Origin of the sequence: Caballeronia sp. LZ034LL, assembly GCF_031451215.1 — a bacterium.
Taxonomy (GTDB): Bacteria; Pseudomonadota; Gammaproteobacteria; order Burkholderiales; family Burkholderiaceae; genus Caballeronia.
Genome location: NZ_JARUXR010000001.1, coordinates 2,769,895 through 2,791,625 on the forward strand (window position 1 = coordinate 2,769,895; position 21,731 = coordinate 2,791,625).

17 protein-coding genes are annotated in these 21,731 nt (G+C 64.6%); 12 read left to right on the forward strand and 5 right to left on the reverse strand.

The genetic code is table 11. From position 1 onward, the window contains the following. Positions 1-516 precede the first annotated feature (516 nt). The gene (locus tag QCE83_RS12740; protein ID WP_309810416.1) at positions 517-1,815 is read right to left on the reverse strand and encodes an SGNH/GDSL hydrolase family protein; all 1,299 of its coding nucleotides are present in this window, start codon (positions 1,813-1,815) and stop codon (positions 517-519) included. A 170-nt stretch (positions 1,816-1,985) separates the two neighbouring features. Between QCE83_RS12740 and QCE83_RS12745 the strand changes: the two genes are divergently transcribed. Beyond that, the gene (locus tag QCE83_RS12745; protein ID WP_309810419.1) at positions 1,986-3,137 is read left to right on the forward strand and encodes a class I SAM-dependent methyltransferase; all 1,152 of its coding nucleotides are present in this window, start codon (positions 1,986-1,988) and stop codon (positions 3,135-3,137) included. Between the two features lie 25 nt (positions 3,138-3,162). On the opposite strand, the gene QCE83_RS12750 is transcribed toward QCE83_RS12745, so the two are convergent. Next, positions 3,163-4,437: a TIGR03862 family flavoprotein gene (locus QCE83_RS12750; protein WP_309810421.1), complete on the reverse strand. Its 1,275-nt coding sequence runs from the start codon at positions 4,435-4,437 to the stop codon at positions 3,163-3,165. A 193-nt stretch (positions 4,438-4,630) separates the two neighbouring features. Here QCE83_RS12750 and QCE83_RS12755 point away from each other — a divergent pair, with 193 nt between their 5' ends. From QCE83_RS12755 to QCE83_RS12795, 9 genes are all read left to right on the forward strand, one after another. Further along, positions 4,631-6,109, forward strand: coding sequence for an MFS transporter (locus tag QCE83_RS12755; protein WP_309810423.1), 1,479 nt, complete (start codon positions 4,631-4,633; stop codon positions 6,107-6,109). 229 nt (positions 6,110-6,338) lie between these two features. Further along, complete coding sequence (paaA, locus tag QCE83_RS12760; RefSeq protein WP_309810426.1) at positions 6,339-7,355, forward strand: 1,2-phenylacetyl-CoA epoxidase subunit PaaA; 1,017 nt, start codon at positions 6,339-6,341, stop codon at positions 7,353-7,355. Positions 7,356-7,398: 43 nt separating this feature from the next. Continuing rightward, the gene (paaB, locus tag QCE83_RS12765) at positions 7,399-7,683 is read left to right on the forward strand and encodes a 1,2-phenylacetyl-CoA epoxidase subunit PaaB (RefSeq protein ID WP_309810429.1); all 285 of its coding nucleotides are present in this window, start codon (positions 7,399-7,401) and stop codon (positions 7,681-7,683) included. A gap of 11 nt (positions 7,684-7,694) precedes the next feature. After that, positions 7,695-8,492: a 1,2-phenylacetyl-CoA epoxidase subunit PaaC gene (paaC, locus tag QCE83_RS12770; RefSeq protein ID WP_309810432.1), complete on the forward strand. Its 798-nt coding sequence runs from the start codon at positions 7,695-7,697 to the stop codon at positions 8,490-8,492. Then, complete coding sequence (gene paaD, locus QCE83_RS12775; RefSeq protein ID WP_309810435.1) at positions 8,492-9,040, forward strand: 1,2-phenylacetyl-CoA epoxidase subunit PaaD; 549 nt, start codon at positions 8,492-8,494, stop codon at positions 9,038-9,040. The genes paaC and paaD overlap by 1 nt, the downstream gene beginning before the upstream one ends. A 48-nt stretch (positions 9,041-9,088) precedes the next feature. Further along, positions 9,089-10,177 (forward strand): 1,2-phenylacetyl-CoA epoxidase subunit PaaE, encoded by a 1,089-nt coding sequence (paaE, locus tag QCE83_RS12780; protein WP_309810437.1) that lies wholly within the window; start codon positions 9,089-9,091, stop codon positions 10,175-10,177. Positions 10,178-10,310: 133 nt separating this feature from the next. After that, positions 10,311-11,120, forward strand: a complete 810-nt coding sequence (locus QCE83_RS12785) for a DUF1835 domain-containing protein (RefSeq protein ID WP_309810439.1) — start codon at positions 10,311-10,313, stop codon at positions 11,118-11,120. Between the two features lie 61 nt (positions 11,121-11,181). Beyond that, entirely contained in the window at positions 11,182-11,793 is a 612-nt protein-coding gene (locus QCE83_RS12790) for a TetR/AcrR family transcriptional regulator (RefSeq protein WP_309810441.1), read from the forward strand. 213 nt (positions 11,794-12,006) lie between these two features. Beyond that, positions 12,007-12,672: a GNAT family N-acetyltransferase gene (locus tag QCE83_RS12795; RefSeq protein WP_404984595.1), complete on the forward strand. Its 666-nt coding sequence runs from the start codon at positions 12,007-12,009 to the stop codon at positions 12,670-12,672. A gap of 70 nt (positions 12,673-12,742) precedes the next feature. Here the strand turns inward: QCE83_RS12795 and QCE83_RS12800 are convergent, their stop codons facing one another. Continuing rightward, complete coding sequence (locus QCE83_RS12800) at positions 12,743-13,258, reverse strand: Lrp/AsnC family transcriptional regulator (protein WP_309810445.1); 516 nt, start codon at positions 13,256-13,258, stop codon at positions 12,743-12,745. A 146-nt stretch (positions 13,259-13,404) separates the two neighbouring features. On the opposite strand from QCE83_RS12800, the gene hppD reads away from it, so the two are divergent. Continuing rightward, on the forward strand, positions 13,405-14,508 hold the full coding sequence (hppD, locus tag QCE83_RS12805) for a 4-hydroxyphenylpyruvate dioxygenase (RefSeq protein WP_309810448.1): 1,104 nt from the start codon (positions 13,405-13,407) through the stop codon (positions 14,506-14,508). A 128-nt stretch (positions 14,509-14,636) separates the two neighbouring features. On the opposite strand, the gene QCE83_RS12810 is transcribed toward hppD, so the two are convergent. Beyond that, entirely contained in the window at positions 14,637-14,843 is a 207-nt protein-coding gene (locus tag QCE83_RS12810) for a hypothetical protein (protein WP_309810451.1), read from the reverse strand. Between the two features lie 345 nt (positions 14,844-15,188). Here QCE83_RS12810 and QCE83_RS12815 point away from each other — a divergent pair, with 345 nt between their 5' ends. Continuing rightward, positions 15,189-18,773: an indolepyruvate ferredoxin oxidoreductase family protein gene (locus tag QCE83_RS12815; RefSeq protein ID WP_309810454.1), complete on the forward strand. Its 3,585-nt coding sequence runs from the start codon at positions 15,189-15,191 to the stop codon at positions 18,771-18,773. Between the two features lie 141 nt (positions 18,774-18,914). On the opposite strand, the gene QCE83_RS12820 is transcribed toward QCE83_RS12815, so the two are convergent. Continuing rightward, positions 18,915-21,194 (reverse strand): NADP-dependent malic enzyme, encoded by a 2,280-nt coding sequence (locus QCE83_RS12820; RefSeq protein ID WP_309810457.1) that lies wholly within the window; start codon positions 21,192-21,194, stop codon positions 18,915-18,917. Positions 21,195-21,731: the final 537 nt, after the last annotated feature.

Here is a 21,731-nt window from a genome sequence, read left to right on the forward strand (position 1 = left end):
CCGTGCTGCCGTTCGACTTGCATGTGTAAGGCATGCCGCCAGCGTTCAATCTGAGCCAGGATCAAACTCTTCAGTTCAATGCCTGTTACTGTTTTCGGTTCCGTTAAGAACCGGTCGCTCACTCAACGTACTGACGATGATTAATCCGTCCTAAGACAGATAAACCTTCCTCTGATACTTCGTGTGAGACTCTTGATACTTTTGCTATTACCAGTTCAAAGAACCGGCCGCACCCGCATCAAGCGCCCACACTTATCGGCTGTTAGTTTTTAAAGAGCACATCGCAGAACAGAACCACTGCACTTCCGTCTTGCGTCGCTGCATCAGCAGCAGAGAAACGAGATTATGAGGAATCTTTTTCTCCTTGTCAACACTATTTTTTCGCTTTCGCTTCAAAATTTGCCGACTTGGAGGCCGCCCGTTTCGCAGCGGCCCAACGTCTTGCGACGAGGGGCTGAATATTAGGCCAAGCAAACGCCGATGACAAGGTGATGAAGCAACTTTTTTGCAAACGCTTCATTTCTGCACCGGCTTGGCCGTCCCCACGACGAACTCAGTCGGCACCGCAGCCGCCATCGCGGCATATCCCGCGTCGCTCGGATGAATGTGGTCGCCGCTGTCGTAGCGCTTCTGCAGCGCGGTCGGGTGCGCCGGGTCGCGCAGCGCCTGGTCGAAGTCGATCACGCCGTCGAACGCGCGGCTCGCCCGGATCGACTGGTTGACTGCCGCACGGATCGCCTCCCGCTCCGGCGGCAGCGAGGCCGGCGTCAGCGTCGCGCCATAAATCTTGACGCCGCGCTGGTGCGCCTGCGCGATCAGGCGCTGATAGCCGCGCACCAACGCATCGGCGTTGACTTCCGTATGGGGCGCGTCGCAATCCAGGCCGGCATGCGCGGGCATCGCCATGAAATTGATGTCATTGATGCCGATCAGCAGGATCACTGCGCGCACCCCCGGCTGACGCAAGGCATCGCGCTCGAAACGGGTCACCACGGCTTCCCCGTAGCAAGGCGAGTTGCTCAGCAGCCGATTCCCGCTGATGCCCGCGTTCACGACCGCCGTCTGCGCGCCATCCTTTCGCGCAATCTGTCTTGCTAGCGCGTCGGTCCAGCGGCGATTGGCATTGAGCGACGAGCGCATGCCGTCGGTGATCGAATCGCCGATCGCCACCACCGCGTGCGCCGACGCATTCTCCACCGCCACATTCGTCAGCCACGCGTACTGCGTGAACCGCGTGCGGAACGCGCCGGCGGAACTGTCGTCGGCATGGTTGCCGGGCGTCGAAATGTAATTCACCTGGCTCGCGATCCGATGCCACGCGACCAGCTTCTGGTCCTTCCCCACAAACAGGCTCACGGCCAACGGCTGCTGCGCATCGACGGCGAACTCCACCGGATCGCTCGTGATCTGCGCGCCCGGCGCCACGGTCACGCTTTTTTGCCCGCCAAACAGCACCGGCCGCGCGCTGCCCGGACGAAGCGCCGCGCCGCTGCCGCCCGCCGATCGCGCGACACTCATCGCGTCGACTACCAGCGGCTCCGTCCCGAAGGTATTGCTGATGCGCAGGCGCACCCGCTTGCCGTCGGCCTGGGGATAGACGATCTGCCGAACGGTCCGTCCGCCGACCTCCGGCGCGCGGTACAGCGGCGGCAAGTTCGCCAGTTGCGGAATGGCCTGCAGCGCGGTGCCCCACGCGCTGACCCAATGCTCGCCGGCGGACGGCTCGGCGGTGTCAGCGGCGAAGGCGTGCGATACGAAGAAGGATTGCGCGAGCAGCGCAGCCGCGCAGATCGCGGTGAGAACGGGGCGTTTCATTCGGCGAAGGCGTGCGGGGAAAAGGATCGATTGTGCCTGAAGCGCAAACTCCGCCGCGGCGCGATTCGTGCGAAACCTTCGCCGGCGGGAACGGAACGCCCGGTTTGGCCTCACAATGCAGCCAGTTCATTTTTCGCCGTCCGCTCCGGACGGCTCGCAGGCTCATCGATATGCAATCAAAAACCACTGTTCCTCAGCGACTCGACTGGGAAGAGGACGGCGAAAGCCGCTCGGCCCGCTGGCGATCGGAAAGCGGCAACTCGCCGCCGAAACGCGTGGTCATCGGCCATGACCAGATGACCGCCGATCACGCCTACCGGCTCGCCTGCGAAGGCACGGCAATCATCTGGCGCGGCGACTTCCAGAATGCGCGGCAGCTTTTGCAGGCGATGGCGCGCCGCATCGACAACAAGCCGCGCAAGGCCAAGAAAGCCGCGCTGGAGACGTCGCCGGTCGATACCTTCAATCTGCACCGCCTCGCCCAGTCGCAACGCGCCCGCACGCTGGCGATGCTCGTGCTGCCGCTCGACGAGCACTACGCCATTCCGCTGCGCCGCGCGCCCGACGTGCACGAGGCCTGCGAGGAAGCCTACGGTCCGGCATCCGGCGAGGCGTCGGTGGTGTCCTTGCGGGAAGTGCTCGGGCTGGTCGGGGCGCACGAGTGGCGCAAGAAGGGCGTCGAGATCGCGGCGCTCGGCGCGCGCATCCATCCGTGGTACGGCGTGTTTTCGCCGGTGCGTGGCGAGTACGTCGAGCTGGTCGCGAACCAGCCCTTGCCGTCGCGGGAACTGGCCTTCGACATCGGCACCGGCACGGGCGTGCTGGCCGCGCTGCTCGCCCGACGCGGCGTCGAGCGCGTGGTGGCGACGGAACTCGATGCCCGCGCCCTCGCCTGCGCCCGGGAGAACGTGTCGCGGCTCGGACTTGGCCGGCAGGTCGAGGTCACGGAAGCCAACCTGTTTCCCGCCGGCCGCGCGCCGCTGATCGTCTGCAATCCGCCCTGGCTGCCCGCGCGCCCGAGCGCCGCGATCGAGCACGCGATCTACGATCCCGACAGCCGCATGCTGCGCGGCTTCCTCGACGGCCTCGCCGCGCACCTGACACCCGGCGGCGAAGGCTGGCTGATCCTGTCCGACTTCGCCGAGCATCTGAGACTGCGCACACGCGCGCAATTGCAGGAATGGATCGATGCCGCCGGCCTGAAGGTGGACGGACGCATCGACGTGAAGCCGCATCATCCGCGCGCCGCCGACAAGACGGATCCGCTGCATGCCGCGCGGGCGGCGGAAGTGACGTCGCTCTGGCGTCTCGTGGCCGCCTAGTCTTGTCTCCTGGCGGCTTCGGCGCTCAGCCGCGCCCGGCCAGCCAGGCGAGCGCGCCCTCGCCGGCAACGAGGCCGCTCGCGAAGCACGCCGTCAGCAGATAGCCGCCCGTGGGCGCTTCCCAGTCGAGCATCTCGCCCGCGCAGAACACGCCGGGCAACGCGGTGAGCATCGAGCGCGCGTCGAGCGACTCGAACGCCACGCCGCCCGCGCTGCTGATCACTTCGGCGATCGGACGCGGGCGCAGCAGGCGCAGCGGCAGCGCCTTGATGCGCGCGGCGAGGATGTAAAGATCGGCGAATTCGTCTTTGGTCAGGCACTCGCGCAGCAGCCCCGCTTTGGCTCCGGTCAGGTGCAGCCGGCTGTGCAAATGGCTCGACATCGACCGCGCGCCGCGCGGATGCAGCACTTCGTCCCGCACCCGTTCGGCGGACAGCTGCGGCACGAGATCCAGCAGCACCGTCGCGCCCTCGCCTGCGCCGGCGGCAATGCGCTCGCGGATCGGCGCCGACAGCGCATAGATCAGACTGCCCTCGATGCCCTGCGCCGTGACCAGGCACTCGCCGACACGCCACGCCGTTTCGCCACCCGTGCCCGGCAGGCCGATCGCCACCGACTTGAGCGGCTCGCCCGCAAAGCGGCTGCTGAAGTGCTCGCTCCAGCCGACATCGAACCCGCAGTTCGACGGCAAAAACGGCCGCACCTCCACGCCGCGCGCCGCGAGCAGCGGCAAAGCGCCGCCGTCCGAACCCAGTTGCGGCCAGCTCGCGCCGCCGAGCGCGAGGATCAGCGCATCGTGACGCACCTGTTTCTCGCCAGTGGGCGTCGCAAACCGCGACGCCGACACGCCGTCTTCCGCCCAGCCGAGCCAGCGATGACGCATATGGAACGTCACACCCGCGCCGCGCAGCCGATGCAGCCAGGCCCGCAGCATCGGCGCGGCTTTCATGTCAGTGGGGAAAACGCGTCCGGAACTGCCGACGAAGGTCTCGACACCCAGTCCGTGCACCCACGTCCGCAGCGCGGCGGCGTCGAAACGCGCGAGCAGCGGCGCGATATCCGGCCGACGGGCGCCGTAGCGCGAGAGAAACGCCTCGGCGGGCTCGGAATGCGTGAGGTTCATGCCGCCCTTGCCCGCCATCAGGAACTTGCGGCCGACGGAGGGCATGGCGTCGTACACATCGACACGTGCGCCGCCCGCCGCGAGCGCCTCGGCAGCCATGAGCCCGGCCGGGCCGCCGCCCACGACCGCGACTGCGACCTCGGCGCCGCTCGATTCGATGTTGTCGGCTGAAGACATGCTGGATGGTCAAGAACGAATAGGAGCGACATTGTCGCACCCGGGCATCGGGACGCTTCGCGCTGCCCGCCGCCGCCCGCTCTTGCCGCTCGTAAGTCATTAAATAACAAAAAAGAATTTGGGCGCTCCCGCCCGGCCCAGTACGATCCCGCGATTCGTTGCATCAACAATCTTTTTCAGAATCAGACCGACCATGTCCGTATCCCTCGCGCCCGAGCCCGCCTCGGCCAGCGCCTCAGCCCGCGCCGCCGACCCGCGCCCCGTCATCGAAAGCGCCGCTGATGTCTCCCACCTCGTCAACCACGGCGCCGCCATCGGCAGCGATGCACGCGTGGTCGTCGCCATCGCGCTCGGCGGCATCTTTCTCGATGCGTACGATCTGGGCGCGCTCGCCTTCGGCATGAAGGACATCGCGCGGGAATTCTCGCTGACCCCGACCGGCGCCGGCTTCGTCGCGTCCGCGATCACTTTCGGCGCGATCATCGGCGCGTTCCTCGGCGGCTATCTCACCGACAAGATCGGCCGCTATCGCGTCTTCATGGCCGACATGTTCTTCTTCGTCGTCGCGGCCATCGCCTGCGCGCTCGCGCCCAATGCCTGGACGCTCGGCGGCGCGCGCTTCGTGATGGGGCTCGGCGTCGGCATCGACTTGCCGGTCGCCATGGCCTTCCTCGCCGAGTTCTCGCGGCTGCAGGGCCGCGGCAACAAGGCCGCCCGCGTCGCGATGTGGTGCCCGGTATGGTACGCGGCTATCAGCATCTCGTATCTGCTCGTGCTCGGCCTGTATGCCGTCCTGCCCGCGCACAACGCCGGCTGGCTCTGGCGCCTGATCCTCGGCTTTGGCGCCGTGCCCGCGATCGCGATCATCGTGATCCGCAGCCGCTACATGAGCGAATCGCCGGTCTGGGCGGCGAACCAGGGCGATCTCAAAAGCGCGGCGGCGATCCTCAAGCGTTCGTATGGCATCGATGCCCGCGTCGCCGACACACCCGTCGCCCCGCCCAAGGCGCGCCGCGCGACGTGGAGCAACTACGGCGCGCTGCTGCGCGGCGTCTATCTGCGCCGCACCGTACTCGCGACCGTCATCGCGATCGCCTCCTCGTTCGCGTACAACGCCGTCGCGTTCGGCCTGCCGGTGATCATCTCGAGCTTCCTTGCCCAGTCGATGCTCACGACGATCCTCGCCTCGCTCGCGCTCAATCTCTGTTTCGCGTTCGCCGGCGGCCTGTTCTCGGTGCGCACCGTGCCGAAATACGGCGCCTGGAAGCTGTCGGTGGTCGGCTACGCGTTTCAGCTGGCGGCGCTCGTCGGGCTCGCGATCGTCGGCAAGCCTTCGACCGGCGCCGAAGTCGTGCTCGCCATCGGCTTCCTGGCCGCGTTCCTGCTCGGACAAGGCGTCGGACCGGGCTCGCACAGCATGACTTTCGCGTCGCTGAGCTATCCGACCTCGCTGCGGGGCGTCGGCGTCGGGTTCAATCAGACCCTGATGCGCGCCAGCTCGACCGTTTCGCTGTTCCTGTTCCCGGTGCTGTCCGCGGCGCTCGGCACGAAAGTGTTCTGGATCATCGCGGTCGCACCGCTCGCCGGACTCGTCGCGCTGTTCGCGGTGCGCTGGGAACCGTCGGGCTATGACGTCGACGCCGAGGACTTCGCCGCGCAACAGGCGCGCTGAGTCGGCAACCTCTTCTCCTGCCTTTCGAGCGGCGGCAATCGCCGCCGCTCATTCGCTTCCGCTTTCCTCTCCTTCCGCCGTCCCCCTCCTTGCGTCCGCACCGACGCATCCGCCTCATCCCTTCCCCACGCATGCGGATTTACCCCAGCCCATTCGGAAAAATCATTCACCGACCGTCCGGTCGGTTTATAATCCCCCCACTGCGATTTCCCTGAGCGCGAGTGCCGCCATGTACACCCAATCCCTCGATATCCCCAGCCCCGCGCCGGATGCCTCGTCCGGCAAGCCGCCCGCCTCTGCCGATCAGAGCGCGGACCAGACCCGCTTCGACGCCGTGATGCAGGCCGACGGCAAGATCGAGGCGCAGGACTGGATGCCCGAGGCGTATCGCAAGACGCTGGTGCGGCAGATTTCCCAGCATGCGCATTCGGAGATCATCGGGATGCAGCCCGAGGGCAACTGGATCAGCCGCGCGCCGAGCCTGAAACGCAAGGCGATCCTGCTGGCCAAGGTCCAGGACGAGGCCGGCCACGGCCTCTATCTGTACAGCGCCGCTGAAACGCTGGGCGTCTCGCGCGATCAGCTGGTCGACGCGCTGCACGCCGGACGCGCCAAGTATTCGAGCATCTTCAATTTCCCGACGCCCACCTGGGCCGATGTCGGCGTGATCGGCTGGCTGGTCGACGGCGCCGCGATCATGAATCAGATCCCGCTCTGCCGCTGCACGTACGGTCCCTACGCCCGCGCGATGATCCGCATCTGCAAGGAAGAGTCGTTTCATCAGCGCCAGGGTTTCGACGCGCTGCTCGCCATGATGAAAGGCACGCAGGCGCAGAAGGATCTCGTGCAGCAGGCGGTGAACCGCTGGTGGTGGCCGGTGCTGATGATGTTCGGCCCGAGCGACAAGGATTCGATCCACAGCGGGCAGTCGTTCGCGTGGGGCATCAAGCGCATCTCGAACGATGACCTGCGCCAGAAGTTCGTCGATGCCACCGTCGAGCAGGCGCGCATCCTGGGCGTCACGCTGCCCGACCCCGACCTGAAATGGGACGAGGCGCGCGGCGCGCACGACTACGGCGCGATCGACTGGGACGAGTTCTGGCGCGTTGTCAACGGCGACGGTCCGTGCAACAAGGAGCGGCTCGCCACGCGCGTGAAGGCGCACCACGAGGGCGCGTGGGTGCGCGAAGCCGCGCTGGCCTATGCGGAGAAGCAGCGGGCGCGAACCCAAAAGCAAGCGGCCTGAGCGGGCCAACTGAGCCGGACGACGAGAAACAGGAGAAGGAAAGATGAACAAGGAATGGCCGATCTGGGAAGTGTTCGTGCGCAGCAAGCAGGGACTGGATCACAAGCACTGCGGCAGCTTGCACGCGCCGGACGCGGGCGCGGCGCTGCGCATGGCGCGCGACGTGTACACGCGCCGCCAGGAAGGCGTGAGCATCTGGGTGGTGCCGTCGGCGGCGATCACGGCGTCGGATCCGGCGGACAAGGGCGAGCTGTTCGAGCCGGCGGGCGACAAGATCTACCGCCATCCGACCTTCTTCGTGCTGCCCGAAGAAATCAACCACATGTAAGGGCGCGGGACATGACTCAGGAACATCTCGCCTACGTGCTGCGCCTCGCCGACAACGCGCTGATCCTCGGCCAGCGCAACGCCGAATGGTGCAGTCACGGCCCGGCGCTGGAGGAAGACATCGCGCTGGCGAACATCAGCCTCGATCTGATCGGCCAGGCGCGCCTGCTCTACTCGCACGCGGCGACGCTCGACGCCGCGCTCAACGGCGCCAGCAAGACCGAAGACGACTACGCCTACTTCCGCACGGAACGCGAGTTCGCCAACTACACGCTGGCGGAGTTGCCGCACTTCGGCCCGCTCGCCGGCACCGCGCGCGCCGAACGCGACTACGCGGTGACGATCGTGCGCAACTTCCTGTACTCGGCGCTGATGGCCGAGGTCTGGACGGCGTTGCAGACCTCGGGCGATACCCAGCTCGCGGCGATCGCGGCGAAGTCGCTGAAGGAAACGCGCTATCACCTGCACCACGCGCGCGACTGGCTCGTGCGCCTGGGCGACGGCACCGACGAATCGCATCGGCGCACGCAGGCGGCGCTCGACTACCTGATGCCGTACACGCGCGAGTTCTTCGCCACCGATGCCATCGAACAGGCCGTGGCCGATGCGGGCATCGCGCCGCTGGCCAGCGCTCTCGAAGCGTCGTGGCGTGCGCAACTTGCCTCGGCGCTGGAAGAGGCGACGCTCGACGCGCCCGCGGAAGTGCGTCATGTCTCCACCGGCAAGCAAGGCGAGCACTCGGAACACATGGGTTATCTGCTGGCGGAAATGCAGAGCCTGGCGCGGCAGCATCCCGGAGCAAGCTGGTGATGAGCGCCGCCAGCGTCCCCGCCCGCGCCGACATGAACGCGACGATCCAGCATGCGTGGTCGGTGCTGGAAGCGGTGCCCGATCCGGAGATTCCGGTCGTGTCGATCCGCGAACTGGGCATCCTGCGCGACGTGCGTCAGGGCGGCGACGGCGTGCTCGAAGTGGTGATCACGCCGACCTACTCCGGCTGTCCCGCGATGGGGCAGATCGCGGAAGACATCGCGCTGGCGATGGGCAATGCCGGGCTGGGCGCGCATCGCATCGAGACGGTGCTGGCGCCGGCCTGGACGACCGACTGGATCACCGAGGAAGCGCGCGACAAGCTGCGGCGTTACGGCATCGCGCCGCCGTCGGGGAGCTGCGCCGTGATGGAGAAGCCGATCCGCTTCGTGCCGCGCGCCATGCCGCACGCGAAGGAGAGGGTCGCCTGTCCGCGCTGCGGCTCCACGCATACGGAGCAGTTGTCGCAGTTCGGCTCGACGGCCTGCAAGGCGCTGTACCGCTGTGTGGATTGCCGCGAACCGTTCGACTATTTCAAGCCGTACTGAACCGCGGCCCTGATTCAATCCGATCTCATTGAAAGCGAGCCGATAACGATGGCGACTCCGCAATTCCACCCGCTGCGCATCCGCGACGTGCGCCCCGAAACCGCCGATGCGTTCACCGTTTCGTTCGACGTCCCGCCGGCCTTGCGCGACGCCTTCCGCTTCACGCAAGGGCAATTCGTGACGCTGAAGACCCATATCGACGGCGAGGAGACGCGCCGCTCGTACTCGATCTGCGTCGGCGTGACCGACTATGACCGCGACGGCGAACTGCGCATCGGCATCAAGCGGGTACGCGGCGGACGGTTCTCGAACTTCGCGTTCGAGACGCTCAAGCCCGGCCATGAGATCGACGTGATGACGCCCGACGGGCGCTTCTTCACGCACCTGAACGCCGATCACGCCAAACAGTACGTGGCGTTCTCGGGCGGCTCGGGCATCACGCCGGTGCTGGCGATCATCAAGACGACGCTCGACACGGAGCCGACCAGCCGCTTCACGCTCGTCTACGGCAACCGCAGCGTCGACGCCATCATGTTCGCCGAGGAACTTGAAGACCTGAAGAATCGCTACATGGAGCGGTTCGCGCTGTATCACGTGCTGTCGGACGACCTGCAGGACGTGGAGCTGTTCAACGGCGTGCTGGATCAGGCGAAGTGCAAGGCCTTCCTGGAATCCTTGCTCTCGCCTCAGGACATCGACGAGGCCTTCATCTGCGGCCCTGGCCCGATGATGGACGCGGCCGAAGCCGCGTTGAACGACGCCGGCGTGCCGCCGAAGCAGATTCATGTCGAACGGTTCGGCACACCGCTGCCGCAGGCGGGCGTGCCGCCGGTCGAGATCACGGAAAACACGCCGGCGGCGGACCTGGAACTGATCATCGACGGCAAGAAGCGCAAGCTGCGCCTGCCGTACGAAGGCGTGAGCGTGCTCGACGTCGGCCTGAAGGCAGGACTGGCGCTGCCGTACGCGTGCAAGGGCGGCGTGTGCTGCACGTGCCGCGCGAAAGTGCTGGAAGGCGAAGTGAAAATGGACAAGAACTACACGCTCGAACAGCACGAGATCGATGACGGTTTCGTGTTGACCTGCCAGTGTCATCCGCTGAGCGAGCGCGTGGTCGTGAGTTTCGACGAACGCTGATCCGGCTGAGTGCAGGCATGAGCGGTCTGTCGCGCACCGGAGCGGACATGCGGCCGCCGGACGGGAGTCGATTCGCGTAAACTAGGATCGCTCCCTTCGAGCGTTCCCTCAGTTTTCCGGCTTTCCGACACCCATGAACACGATTCACGTCGTCAATGGCGACAGCGCGGCGCAGTCTCTCACCGAAGCCTTGCTCCGCGCGGAACGCGCAGACCGCGTCGTGACGCTGCGCGACGACCTGGCGGTCGGCCCCATCCGCGACGTGGACGATTCCGCGCTCACGCGCGCCGCGTTCTGGCGCCAGGTCCTGAACAGCGCGATGGACTTCGAGGAGCAACTCGAGGAACAGCTCGGCGTGCTCGACCGCCTTACCCGCGGCGATGCGCAGGTCGTCGTCTGGCATGGCCAGAGCGCCGCCGATCAACTCACGCTGCGGCGCACCGCTTTCTATTTGCGCAACGTGCCCCAGCGCCTCAACGAGGCGAAGCTGTCGCACGACGATTTGCAGACTGGCGCGGAAGACGGTCCTTCCGGCTCTTCCGGATTTGCTGGACGCCCGGACCGCGCGACCGCCGTCGGCATGTTTTCGCCGAAGCAGCTGCTCGCGAAGCTGCCGACCGCCGCGCCGATTTCCGTGCTGCGCATCAGCCGCCTGGCGCTCGAATGGCAGGAAGCGAAATATGCCAGCGCCGAAACGCGCCGGCTGCGCGACAACATGCTGGTATCGGGCACCTGGCTGGACGTCGACGAAGCGCTGCTCGATCTCGCCAGCCCGGAGTGGCAGCCGTCACGGCGGATCGCGGGTGCGGCGATGGGCCAGCGTTTCGACTTCCTGCTCTCCGATTCCGTCGCGTTCTGGCGCCTGCGAGAACTCGTCGTCGCGGGGCGGCTGAAGATACGGGGCACGCCGTCCGACATCGCCCAGGCCGAATTGCGCCGCTGAAGCGCGACTGCAATCTGTTTATAAGCGGCATCGAATCCATAAGAACGCACCGTCACGACACATGGCCCGTACCAAAGCAGCCGATCACGAATCCCAACGCGAACAGATCCTCGAACTCGCCGCCGCGAAATTCGCCCAGACGAGTTACCCCAGCACGTCGATGGCCGATCTGGCCGCGGCAAGCGGCACGTCCAAGGCCCGTCTCTACCACTATTACGAGAGCAAGGAAGCCATCCTGTTCGATCTGCTCGACCGCTACACCAAGCGGCTGATGCTGATCATCGCGGAGGTGGAAGGCGCGAGCCAGCGACGCGGTCTTGGCGAGCGCGAAGCCTTCGCCGATCTGGTGCGGGCGTTCCTCGCCGAATACGAGACCTCGCATAGCCGCCACGTCGCGCTCCTCAACGACGTGAAATATCTGGAAGAAGCACAGCGCCAGATCGTCCTGGACCGTCAGCGCGATATCGTCGCGGCGTTCGCGCGCCAGCTGGCGCGGGCGTATCCGAAGCGCGCATCGCGAGACAACCAGACCGCGCTCACGATGATGGTCTTCGGCATGATCAACTGGACCTTCACCTGGCTCAAGCCGGGTGGCAAGCTCGGCTACCGCGAGTTTGCGGATCAGGTCGTGGACATGATCGAGCATGGACTGAGCGGCCAGTCAGACGTTTGATTGTTGCGAAGCACCATTTCGACCAAGGACATCGCGGTGTTCTGTCAACGTGATGTAACTCATTGATTTTCAAGAGATATTTCGAAGTTTAGCATCCGTTTAGAACGGCTCACCTAGTCCAACTTAGGGGTTTTCCCGTACTCGCCTCCGCGGAATCCGTTAAAATTTGTCTTGCTTTGCAGCATGCTGCATGACGAATGAAGGAGAAACGCCGTGGAACTGACCCTCAACCGCACCGCCGAGCAGATCGTGCCGAACGATCCCCCGCTGACCGACGCGCGTCCGCCGGTTCTCGTCCGCGAGCTTTCTTCCGCCGATCGCGAGCGCCTCCTCAGCCACTTCCTCGCCCTCGAAGAAGACGACCGCCTCCTGCGCTTCGGTCAGGTGGTTCCCGATCACGTGATCGAGAACTACGTGCGCAATATCAATTTCTCGAACGACAAGGTATTCGGCGTGTTCGGCGATGCGCTGGAACTGATCGGCGTCGGCCATCTGGCCTATCTGCCTGCCGAAGGCGACAAGCGCACCGCGGAATTCGGGGTGTCGGTGCTGGAAAGCGCGCGTGGGCGCGGTGTCGGTTCGAAGCTGTTCGAGCGCGCCGCCATGCGCAGCCGCAACACACACGTTTCGGTGCTCTACATGCACTGCCTGTCGCGCAATTCGACGATGATGCACATCGCCCGCAAGTCGGGCATGAAGATCGAATATGCGTATGGCGAAGCGGACGCCTATCTGTCGCTCGCGCCGGCCGACCAGAACAGCATCATGACCGAGATGCTGCAGGAGCAAGCCGCCGTGTTCGACTACGCCATCAAGCGTCAGGCGCATCGTGCGTCGCAGATGTTCCAGGCGTTCATGCCGGCGGCTGACGCGGCCTGATTTCCCGACCGCATCGCGTATCGCACGCAGCAAGGGCGGCTCCGGCCGCCCTTGTGCTTTTCGGCACGGCTCAACGCAGCGGCAATGCCGTCGTTTCCTTGATGCGCTCGAGTGAAAAGCTCGACCTGACATCGATGACCGACGGATGGTGCAGCAACTGCTCCTGCACGAAGCGGGAAAAGTCGTCCATGTCGCGCACCTGCACTCGCAGCAGAAAGTCCATCTCGCCTGTCATCGCGTCGCAGGCAACGACTTCCGGCCAGGAGCGCACTGCTTCGCGGAACAGGTCGCCGTGCGTCGGCGTCTTCGGGATACCCGCCGCGGCCTGCGTGCCGCCGCGCTTCTCGAGCCGCACGTTGATGTAGGCCAGCAGGCCGAGGCCGAGCTTCTTCGCATCGAGCAGCGCCACATAGCCGCGAATCACGCCGCTTTCCTCCAGCCGCCGGATGCGCCGCAAGCACGGGCTCGGCGAAAGATTGACGCGCTCCGCAATCTCCTGGTTGGACAGCCGTCCGTTTTCCTGGAGGATCGCCAGAATGCGCCGGTCTATCGTGTCGAGTTCGGAGTCCGCTTCTGGTTCGGCCATTTTCTGGCTCCTGTCTGTGTTTTGCTGGCATGAACTAGCGCAAGTCTATGAATTGACGATTTGTTTCGCAAGTTTTTGCTGCATCGTCATGACTAAACTGTCTTCACGTCGCGCATTCGCGCAGAACGAATTTCCGGAGACACCGCATGACCGCAACGACCTGGGAGAACCCCGTCGGCACCGACGGCTTCGAATTCATCGAGTACACCGCGCCCGACCCGGTCGCGCTCGGCAAGCTGTTCGAGCAAATGGGCTTCACGGCCATCGCGAAGCATCGCCACAAGGACGTCACGCTGTATCGCCAGGGCGACATCAACTTCATCGTGAACGCCGAGCCCGACTCGTTCGCGCAACGCTTCGCCCGCCTGCACGGGCCGTCCATCTGCGCGATCGCCTTCCGCGTCGCCGATGCCGCCAAGGCCTACCAGCGCGCGCTCGAACTCGGCGCCTGGGGCTTCGACAACAAGACCGGTCCGATGGAACTGAACATCCCGGCCATCAAGGGCATCGGCGATTCGCTGATCTATTTCGTGGACCGCTGGCGCGGCAAGAACGGCGCGCAGCCGGGCAGCATCGGCGATATCAGCATCTATGACGTCGATTTCGAACCGATTCCCGGCGCCGAGCAGAATCCGGCCGGCCATGGCCTGACCTACATCGATCACCTGACGCACAACGTGCATCGCGGCCGCATGGTTGAATGGGCCGAGTTCTATGAGCGGCTGTTCAACTTCCGCGAGGTGCGTTACTTCGACATCGAGGGCAAGGTGACCGCGGTGAAGTCGAAGGCGATGACTTCGCCGTGCGGCAAGATCCGCATTCCGATCAACGAGGAAGGCTCGGAAAACGCCGGACAGATCCAGGAATATCTGGACGCCTATCGCGGCGAAGGCATTCAGCACATCGCGCTCGGCACCAACGACATCTACGCGACCGTCGATGGCCTGCGCAGCGCCCGCATTGCGCTGCTCGACACCATCGACACCTATTACGAGCTGGTGGACCGGCGCGTGCCGGGACATGTGGAATCGGTCGCCGAGTTGAAGAAACGCAAGATCCTGATCGACGGGACCAAGGACGAAATCCTGCTGCAGATCTTCACCGAGAACCAGATCGGACCGATCTTCTTCGAGATCATCCAGCGCAAGGGCAATCAGGGCTTCGGCGAGGGCAACTTCAAGGCGCTGTTCGAATCAATCGAACTGGATCAGATGCGCCGCGGCGTCTTGAAGGACACGACAGGCGGCTAAGCTGCCGCGCAGTCGAGCAAACGGCAAAGCAAAAGTAGCGGTAAAAGAAAAGGGGCATGAACCTGAGTGGTTCATGCCCTTTCGTCATTTTCAGCGATCCGCCCCGGCGGACGAATCCCGCGAGCGGGTCAGCCCGCCGTCTCGTCGTCGCTGCTTTCCGATGCGCGGCGCTTCTCGGCGCCTGCCTGAACGGACTGAACGCGCGCCTGCGCGACCTGTGCAACCGACGACGCCCCGAATGGCGACGCACCCTGCGCCCGCGCGCCGACCGGCGCGCTGATCGCGAAAAAGGCGGTCGAGACCATCAAGAAATTCTGAATGTGGCGTTGTTTCATCGTTATCTCCTTCTAACTGCATGTGTACTGCTTGCTTCCGGGTGAAGATGCGCGCACAAGGAACGGCGCGAAAATACCGGAAGCGCCATTTTAGACACGATTGAACAGCAGGGTTCCAGGACAAGGTCGGTTTTACATGCTGTAACAAAACCTTCCCGTTTGCCGTCAAATCGTCAAGGATTTGACGCAAAGCACTGCTAGTTGAGTAATTTCAAACGGGTTTGCCCCAGTGCCGGAAAAACCGTCGCATCGGCACACTGGAAGTCGCGGCCGAGCGTTCACAAGACGCGGACGGCCCGAAACATGCTTTGGTGATCCCAAACCTCGGGTGGAGGAAGACACATAATGAACGCCCCGCTAGACGCAGAACAAAGAGCTTCGCTAGAAGCCGCGCTGAAATCCGTCACGCTAGACGACAAATACACGCTCGAACGCGGCCGCGCGTACATGAGCGGCATCCAGGCGCTGGTGCGCCTGCCCATGCTCCAGCAGGAACGCGACAAGGCCGCCGGCCTCAACACGGCCGGATTCATCTCCGGCTATCGCGGTTCTCCCCTTGGCGGTCTCGACCAGTCTCTGTGGAAGGCGAAGAAGCATCTCGCCGGCCATCAGGTCGTGTTTCAGCCGGGCGTGAATGAAGACCTCGCCGCCACCGCCGTGTGGGGCTCGCAGCAGGTCAATCTCTACCCGAGCGCCAAGTACGACGGCGTGTTCTCGATGTGGTACGGCAAGGGCCCCGGCGTCGACCGTTCAGGCGATGTCTTCAAGCACGGCAATTCCGCGGGATCGGCGCGGCACGGCGGCGTTCTGGTGCTCGCCGGCGATGACCACGCCGCGAAGTCGTCGACTCTGGCGCATCAGTCCGAGCACATCTTCAAGGCGTGCGGCCTGCCGGTGCTGTTTCCGTCGAACGTGCAGGATTATCTCGACTTCGGCCTGCACGGCTGGGCCATGAGCCGCTACTCCGGCCTCTGGGTCGCGATGAAATGCGTGACCGACGTAGTGGAATCGTCCGCTTCCGTCGATATCGATCCGCATCGCACGCAAATCGTGCTTCCCACCGATTTCGCGATGCCCGAAGGCGGTCTCAATATTCGCTGGCCGGACCCGCCGCTCGTGCAGGAAGCGCGTCTGCTCGACTACAAGTGGTACGCCGCGCTCGCCTATGTGCGGGCGAACAAGCTGGACCGGGTGGAAATCGATTCGCCGCATGCGCGCTTCGGCATCATGACCGGCGGCAAGGCATATCTCGACGTGCGCCAGGCGCTCACCGATCTCGGTCTCGATGACGCCACCTGCGCGCAGATCGGCATCCGGCTGTACAAGGTCGGCTGCGTGTGGCCGCTCGAAGCGCAAGGCGCGCATGAATTCGCGCGCGGTCTCGAGGAAATTCTGGTCGTCGAGGAAAAGCGCCAGATTCTCGAATACGCGATCAAGGAAGAGCTCTACAACTGGCCGGACGCCCAGCGCCCGCGCGTCTACGGCAAGTTCGACGAAAAAGACGGCGCCGGCGGTGAATGGTCCGTGCCGATGGGCAACTGGCTGCTGCCCGCGCACTACGAACTGTCGCCGGCGATCATTGCGAAGGCCATCTCCACGCGTCTCGAGAAATTCGATCTGCCCGCCGACGTGCGCGCCCGCATCGCGACGCGGCTCGCGGTGATCGACGCGAAGGAAAAGGCGCTGGCAAGACCGCGCGTCGAGGCGGAGCGCAAGCCGTGGTTCTGTTCCGGCTGTCCGCACAACACGTCGACGAACGTGCCGGAAGGCTCGCGCGCGATGGCGGGCATCGGCTGCCACTACATGACGGTCTGGATGGACCGCAACACGAGCACCTTCAGCCAGATGGGCGGCGAAGGGGTCGCGTGGGTCGGGCAGGCGCCGTTCTCGAACGACAAGCACGTTTTCACCAATCTCGGCGACGGCACCTACTTCCATTCGGGCCTGCTCGCGATTCGCGCGGCGATCGCTGCAAAGGTGAACATCACCTACAAGATCCTCTACAACGATGCGGTCGCGATGACGGGCGGCCAGCCCGTCGACGGCGTCCTGACCGTGCCGCAGATCACGCATCAGCTGGCGGCGGAAGGCGCGGCGAAGATCGTCATCGTCACGGATCAGCCGGGGAAGTACACCGCGACGACCGGTCTCGCACCGGGCATCGACGTGCATCACCGCGACGTGCTCGACGACATCCAGCGGCAGTTGCGCGAGGTGCCGGGCACGTCGATCCTGATCTACGACCAGACCTGCGCGACCGAAAAGCGCCGCCGCAGGAAGCGCGGCGCGTTTCCGGATCCGGCGAAGCGCGTCGTCATCAACGAGGCGGTCTGCGAAGGCTGCGGCGATTGTTCCGTGAAGTCGAACTGCCTGTCGGTCGAACCGCTGGAAACCGAGTTCGGCACGAAGCGGCAGATCAACCAGTCGACCTGCAACAAGGACTATTCGTGTGTGAACGGCTTCTGCCCGAGCTTCGTCACCATCGAAGGCGGGCAGTTGAAGAAGCCGAAGGCGACGAGCGTCGGCGCCGATGCGATGCCCCCGGTGCCGACACCCGAATTGCCCGAGATCGCGCGGCCGTACGGCGTGCTGGTGACGGGCGTGGGCGGTACGGGCGTCGTGACGATCGGCGCGCTGCTCGGCATGGCGGCGCATTTGGAGCAAAAGGGCGTCACGGTGCTCGACGTCACCGGTCTCGCGCAGAAGGGCGGCGCAGTGATGAGCCACGTGCAGATCGCCAATCGTCCTGCCGACATTCATGCGACCCGCATCGCGATGGGCGAGGCGGATCTGGTGATCGGCTGCGATGCGATCGTGACGGCGAGCAACGAATGCGGCTCGCGGATGCAGCCCGACCATACGCGCGTGGTCGTGAACAGCGCGCAGACGCCGACCGCCGACTTCATCAAGAACCCGAACTGGAGTTTCCCGGGCGCGAGCGCGGAGGCGGATATCCGCGCGGCGGCGGGCCAGCATGTGGCGCTCGTCGATGCGAACCGTTTTGCCGTCGCGCTGATGGGCGACGCGATCTATACCAATCCGTTCGTGCTCGGCTTCGCGTGGCAGAAGGGCTGGGTGCCGTTGCGGCATGAATCGCTGATGCGCGCGATCGAGCTAAACGCGGTGCAGGTCGAGAAGAATCTCGCCGCGTTCGAATGGGGACGCCGCGCGGCGCACGATATCGACGCCGTGCAGCGGCTCACGCAGGGACAGCGCGGGTTGGACAGCGCAGCGGGCAAGGTCGTCGCGCTGCATACGCCGAAAGCGCTGGACAGCCTGATCGAAAAGCGTCTCGACTACCTCGTGAAGTACCAGAACAGCGCGTATGCGTCGCGGTATGGGCGGATCGTCGCGGAAGTGCGGACGGCCGAAGCCAGCCTCGGCATGGGCGATGGCCAGTATGCGCTGACGGAAGCCGTCGCGAAGAACCTGCACAAGCTGATGGCCTACAAGGACGAATACGAAGTCGCGCGGCTGTATGCGGACCCGGCGTTCATCGAAAAAGTGAAGAGCAGCTTCGAGGGCGACTGGAAGATCAAGATGCATCTCGCGCCGCCGAGCACGTCGAAGAAGGACGCGCACGGGCATCTGATCAAGAAACAGTACGGCCCGTGGATGATGTCCGCGATGCGGGTGCTCGCCCGGCTCAAGTTCCTGCGCGGCACAGGGCTCGATCCGTTTGGTCGTACCGAAGAACGGAAGATGGAGCGTGCGTTGATCGGCGAGTACGAGGCGCTGGTGCGGGAGATCATCGACGGGCTCACGGTCGAGAAGTTGCCGCTGGCGATCGAACTGGCGAGCCTGCCCGATTCGATGCGCGGTTACGGCCACATCAAGGAAAACAACGTGAAGGCCGCGAAGGTGAAGTGGGAGAAGTTGCTGGCGCGGTGGCGGAGTGGGGAAGGCGGGGAAACGCGGCAGGTGGCGTGAGGCCAGTCAAAGCGAGTTTAGGGAAGTTATCGAAAATCCCTAAACTCGCTAAACCCGCTATAAGTTCGTCCGCCTATTCGCAGCACCCAAAAAAAACGGCGATCCGGTCACCCGGATCGCCGTTCTTACATCACATCATCGTTACTTCGCCTTCGCGACGCTCGCATTCGCGCTCGCCACCGCGGTCATGTTGATGATCCGCCGCACGGTCGCCGCCGGCGTCAGGATATGCACCGGCTTGGCGGCGCCCAGCAGGAACGGACCCACCGTCACGCCCTCACCGCTCACCATCTTGAGCAGGTTGTAGGTGATGTTCGCCGCTTCGACGTTCGGCATGATCAGCAGGTTGGCTTCGCCCGTCAACGTCGTGCCCGGGAACGACGCCTTGCGCACCGCCTCCGACAGCGCGGCATCGCCGTGCATTTCGCCGTCCACTTCCAGCGTCGGCGCGCGCTCGGCAATCAGCTTGCGCGCCTCGGCCATGCGCTTGCTCGACGCGCTCGGCACGCTGCCGAAGTTCGAGTTCGACAGCAACGCCACCTTCGGCTGCACACCGAAGCGCTCGATCTCGCGCGCGGCGAGAATCGTCATGTCGGCGAGCTGCTCGGCGGTCGGCGATTCGTTGACGTAAGTGTCGCTGATGAACAGATTGCGTCCCTGCAGCATCAACAGGTTCATCGCCGCGAAGTTGTTCGCGCCTTCCGCCTTGCCGAGCACCTGATCGACGAACTTCAGATGGTCCTGATACGTATCGATCAGGCCGCAGATCATGCCGTCCGCGTCGCCCGTATGGATCAGGATCGCGCCGATCAGCGTGTTGAACTTGCGCAGCGCGGCCTTCGCGCCTTCAGGCGTCACGCCGTCGCGCGCGGCGATCTCGTGGTACGCCTGCCAGCTCTTCTGGTAGCGCGGATCGTCCTCCGGATTCACGATCTCAAAATCGGTGCCCGGCTTCAGCTTCGAGCCCATCTTCTGCAGACGCATTTCCACCACCGCCGGCCGGCCGACGATGATCGGCTTCGCAATCTTCTCCAGCAGCACGAACTGCGCGGCGCGCAGCACGCGCTCGTCCTCGCCTTCCGCGAACACGATGCGCGCCGGCGCGGCCTTCGCCGCCACGAACACCGGACGCATCACCATGCCCGTGCGATACACGGTTGCGCCGAGCGTCTCGCGATAGGCGTCCATGTCCTTGATCGGACGCGTCGCGACGCCCGAATCCATCGCGGCCTGCGCAACCGCCGGCGCGATCTTGATGATCAGGCGCGGATCGAACGGCTTCGGAATCAGATATTCCGGACCGAATTCGAGCGAGTGACCTTCATAGGCCTTCGCGACTTCATCGCCCTGATCGGTTTCTTCCGCGAGTTCGGCGATCGCATGCACGCACGCGAGCTTCATCTCTTCCGTGATGGTGGTCGCGCCGACATCCAGCGCGCCGCGGAAGATGAACGGGAAGCACAGCACGTTGTTGACCTGGTTCGGATAGTCCGAACGGCCCGTCGCGACGATACAGTCCGGACGCACCTTCTTCGCCTCTTCCGGACGGATTTCCGGTTCCGGATTGGCCAGCGCGAGAATCAGCGGCTTGTCCGCCATCGTCACGACCATCTCCGGCTTCAGCACGCCGGCGCTCGAACAGCCGAGGAAGACGTCGCAGCCGTGCATCGCATCGCCGAGCGTGCGCGCGTCGGTGCTCGCCTGATACCGTTCCTTCGATGCGTCCAGATTGCCGCGGCCTTCATAGATCACGCCCTTCGAGTCGATCACCAGCGTGTTCGACTTCTTCAGGCCGAGGTGCACCAGCAAGTCCAGGCACGCAATGGCCGCCGCACCGGCGCCCGAGCACACGAGCTTCACTTCGTCCAGCTTCTTGCCGACCACCTTCAGGCCGTTGAGAATCGCCGCCGACGCAATGATCGCCGTGCCGTGCTGATCGTCATGAAAGACGGGAATCTTCATGCGCTCGCGCAGCTTCTTCTCGATATAGAAGCATTCCGGCGCCTTGATGTCCTCGAGGTTGATGCCGCCGAGCGTCGGCTCGAGCATCGCGATGGCATCGACGAGCTTGTCCGGATCGGTTTCCGCCAGCTCGATGTCGAACACGTCGATGCCCGCGAACTTCTTGAACAGACAGCCCTTGCCTTCCATCACCGGCTTGGCCGCGAGCGGGCCGATGTTGCCGAGACCGAGCACCGCCGTGCCGTTCGTCACGACGCCGACGAGATTGGCGCGCGAGGTGTACTTCTGCGCGTCGAGCGGTTCGTCGTAGATCGCCATGCACGCGGCCGCCACGCCCGGCGAATACGCGAGCGAGAGGTCGAGCTGGTTGGACAGGGGTTTGGTCGGCGTGACCGAGATCTTGCCCGGACGCGGATTCTGGTGATACGCGAGGGCGCTTTGCTTCAGTTGTTCGTCCATGATTGACCTGAGACGTTGGAAATTATTTGAACAGGGTTCACACTGCCGTCGACCGCTACCGTGAGTGCGGGAATGTGAATCGATGGACCAGGTTCACAGGCCCGACGCGCCGGGTAGACGCAACATGCCGCTGGCCGGATGGGACGAGCAGACGGAGCCTTCGGAATTTTTTGGACGTCCAGTGTACACCCCGCTTTTGAAATGACGCGATGCAACGTTTCAGCGAATGTTCCGGCGCCTGCCGTGTCCGTTTCGTCGGATTTGAGCGGCCAGGCGCGCCTTGAGCGGAGTTGTGCGGAGTCATCCGGGAGGCCGTCCGTTCGGCCAGGGTCCTCGCCCCGGCACGCCGCCTCGGGTAAAATCTCGGGCTGGCTCCGCAAGGTTCGGGACTCGGGCGCCACAGCGCTTCGTCCCGCCGGCACGCGCGGCACACGTCAACAGCCCGTCGTCGAGCGGCTTGTTGCGCCGAACCCGCGCGAACCCGCGCCGAAGGCCCTCACGGCCGCCTCCACGCTCAGCAAGCGTCACATCAAGTCC

What these genes read in the sequence shown, in the direction of transcription:
- QCE83_RS12740 (WP_309810416.1), bottom strand. Translation starts at nt 1,815, where the DNA reads ATGAAACGCCCCGTTCTCACCGCGATCTGCGCGGCTGCGCTGCTCGCG.
- QCE83_RS12745 (WP_309810419.1), top strand. Translation starts at nt 1,986, where the DNA reads ATGCAATCAAAAACCACTGTTCCTCAGCGACTCGACTGGGAAGAGGAC.
- QCE83_RS12750 (WP_309810421.1), bottom strand. Translation starts at nt 4,437, where the DNA reads ATGTCTTCAGCCGACAACATCGAATCGAGCGGCGCCGAGGTCGCAGTC.
- QCE83_RS12755 (WP_309810423.1), top strand. Translation starts at nt 4,631, where the DNA reads ATGTCCGTATCCCTCGCGCCCGAGCCCGCCTCGGCCAGCGCCTCAGCC.
- paaA (WP_309810426.1), top strand. Translation starts at nt 6,339, where the DNA reads ATGTACACCCAATCCCTCGATATCCCCAGCCCCGCGCCGGATGCCTCG.
- paaB (WP_309810429.1), top strand. Translation starts at nt 7,399, where the DNA reads ATGAACAAGGAATGGCCGATCTGGGAAGTGTTCGTGCGCAGCAAGCAG.
- paaC (WP_309810432.1), top strand. Translation starts at nt 7,695, where the DNA reads ATGACTCAGGAACATCTCGCCTACGTGCTGCGCCTCGCCGACAACGCG.
- paaD (WP_309810435.1), top strand. Translation starts at nt 8,492, where the DNA reads ATGAGCGCCGCCAGCGTCCCCGCCCGCGCCGACATGAACGCGACGATC.
- paaE (WP_309810437.1), top strand. Translation starts at nt 9,089, where the DNA reads ATGGCGACTCCGCAATTCCACCCGCTGCGCATCCGCGACGTGCGCCCC.
- QCE83_RS12785 (WP_309810439.1), top strand. Translation starts at nt 10,311, where the DNA reads ATGAACACGATTCACGTCGTCAATGGCGACAGCGCGGCGCAGTCTCTC.
- QCE83_RS12790 (WP_309810441.1), top strand. Translation starts at nt 11,182, where the DNA reads ATGGCCCGTACCAAAGCAGCCGATCACGAATCCCAACGCGAACAGATC.
- QCE83_RS12800 (WP_309810445.1), bottom strand. Translation starts at nt 13,258, where the DNA reads ATGGCCGAACCAGAAGCGGACTCCGAACTCGACACGATAGACCGGCGC.
- hppD (WP_309810448.1), top strand. Translation starts at nt 13,405, where the DNA reads ATGACCGCAACGACCTGGGAGAACCCCGTCGGCACCGACGGCTTCGAA.
- QCE83_RS12810 (WP_309810451.1), bottom strand. Translation starts at nt 14,843, where the DNA reads ATGAAACAACGCCACATTCAGAATTTCTTGATGGTCTCGACCGCCTTT.
- QCE83_RS12815 (WP_309810454.1), top strand. Translation starts at nt 15,189, where the DNA reads ATGAACGCCCCGCTAGACGCAGAACAAAGAGCTTCGCTAGAAGCCGCG.
- QCE83_RS12820 (WP_309810457.1), bottom strand. Translation starts at nt 21,194, where the DNA reads ATGGACGAACAACTGAAGCAAAGCGCCCTCGCGTATCACCAGAATCCG.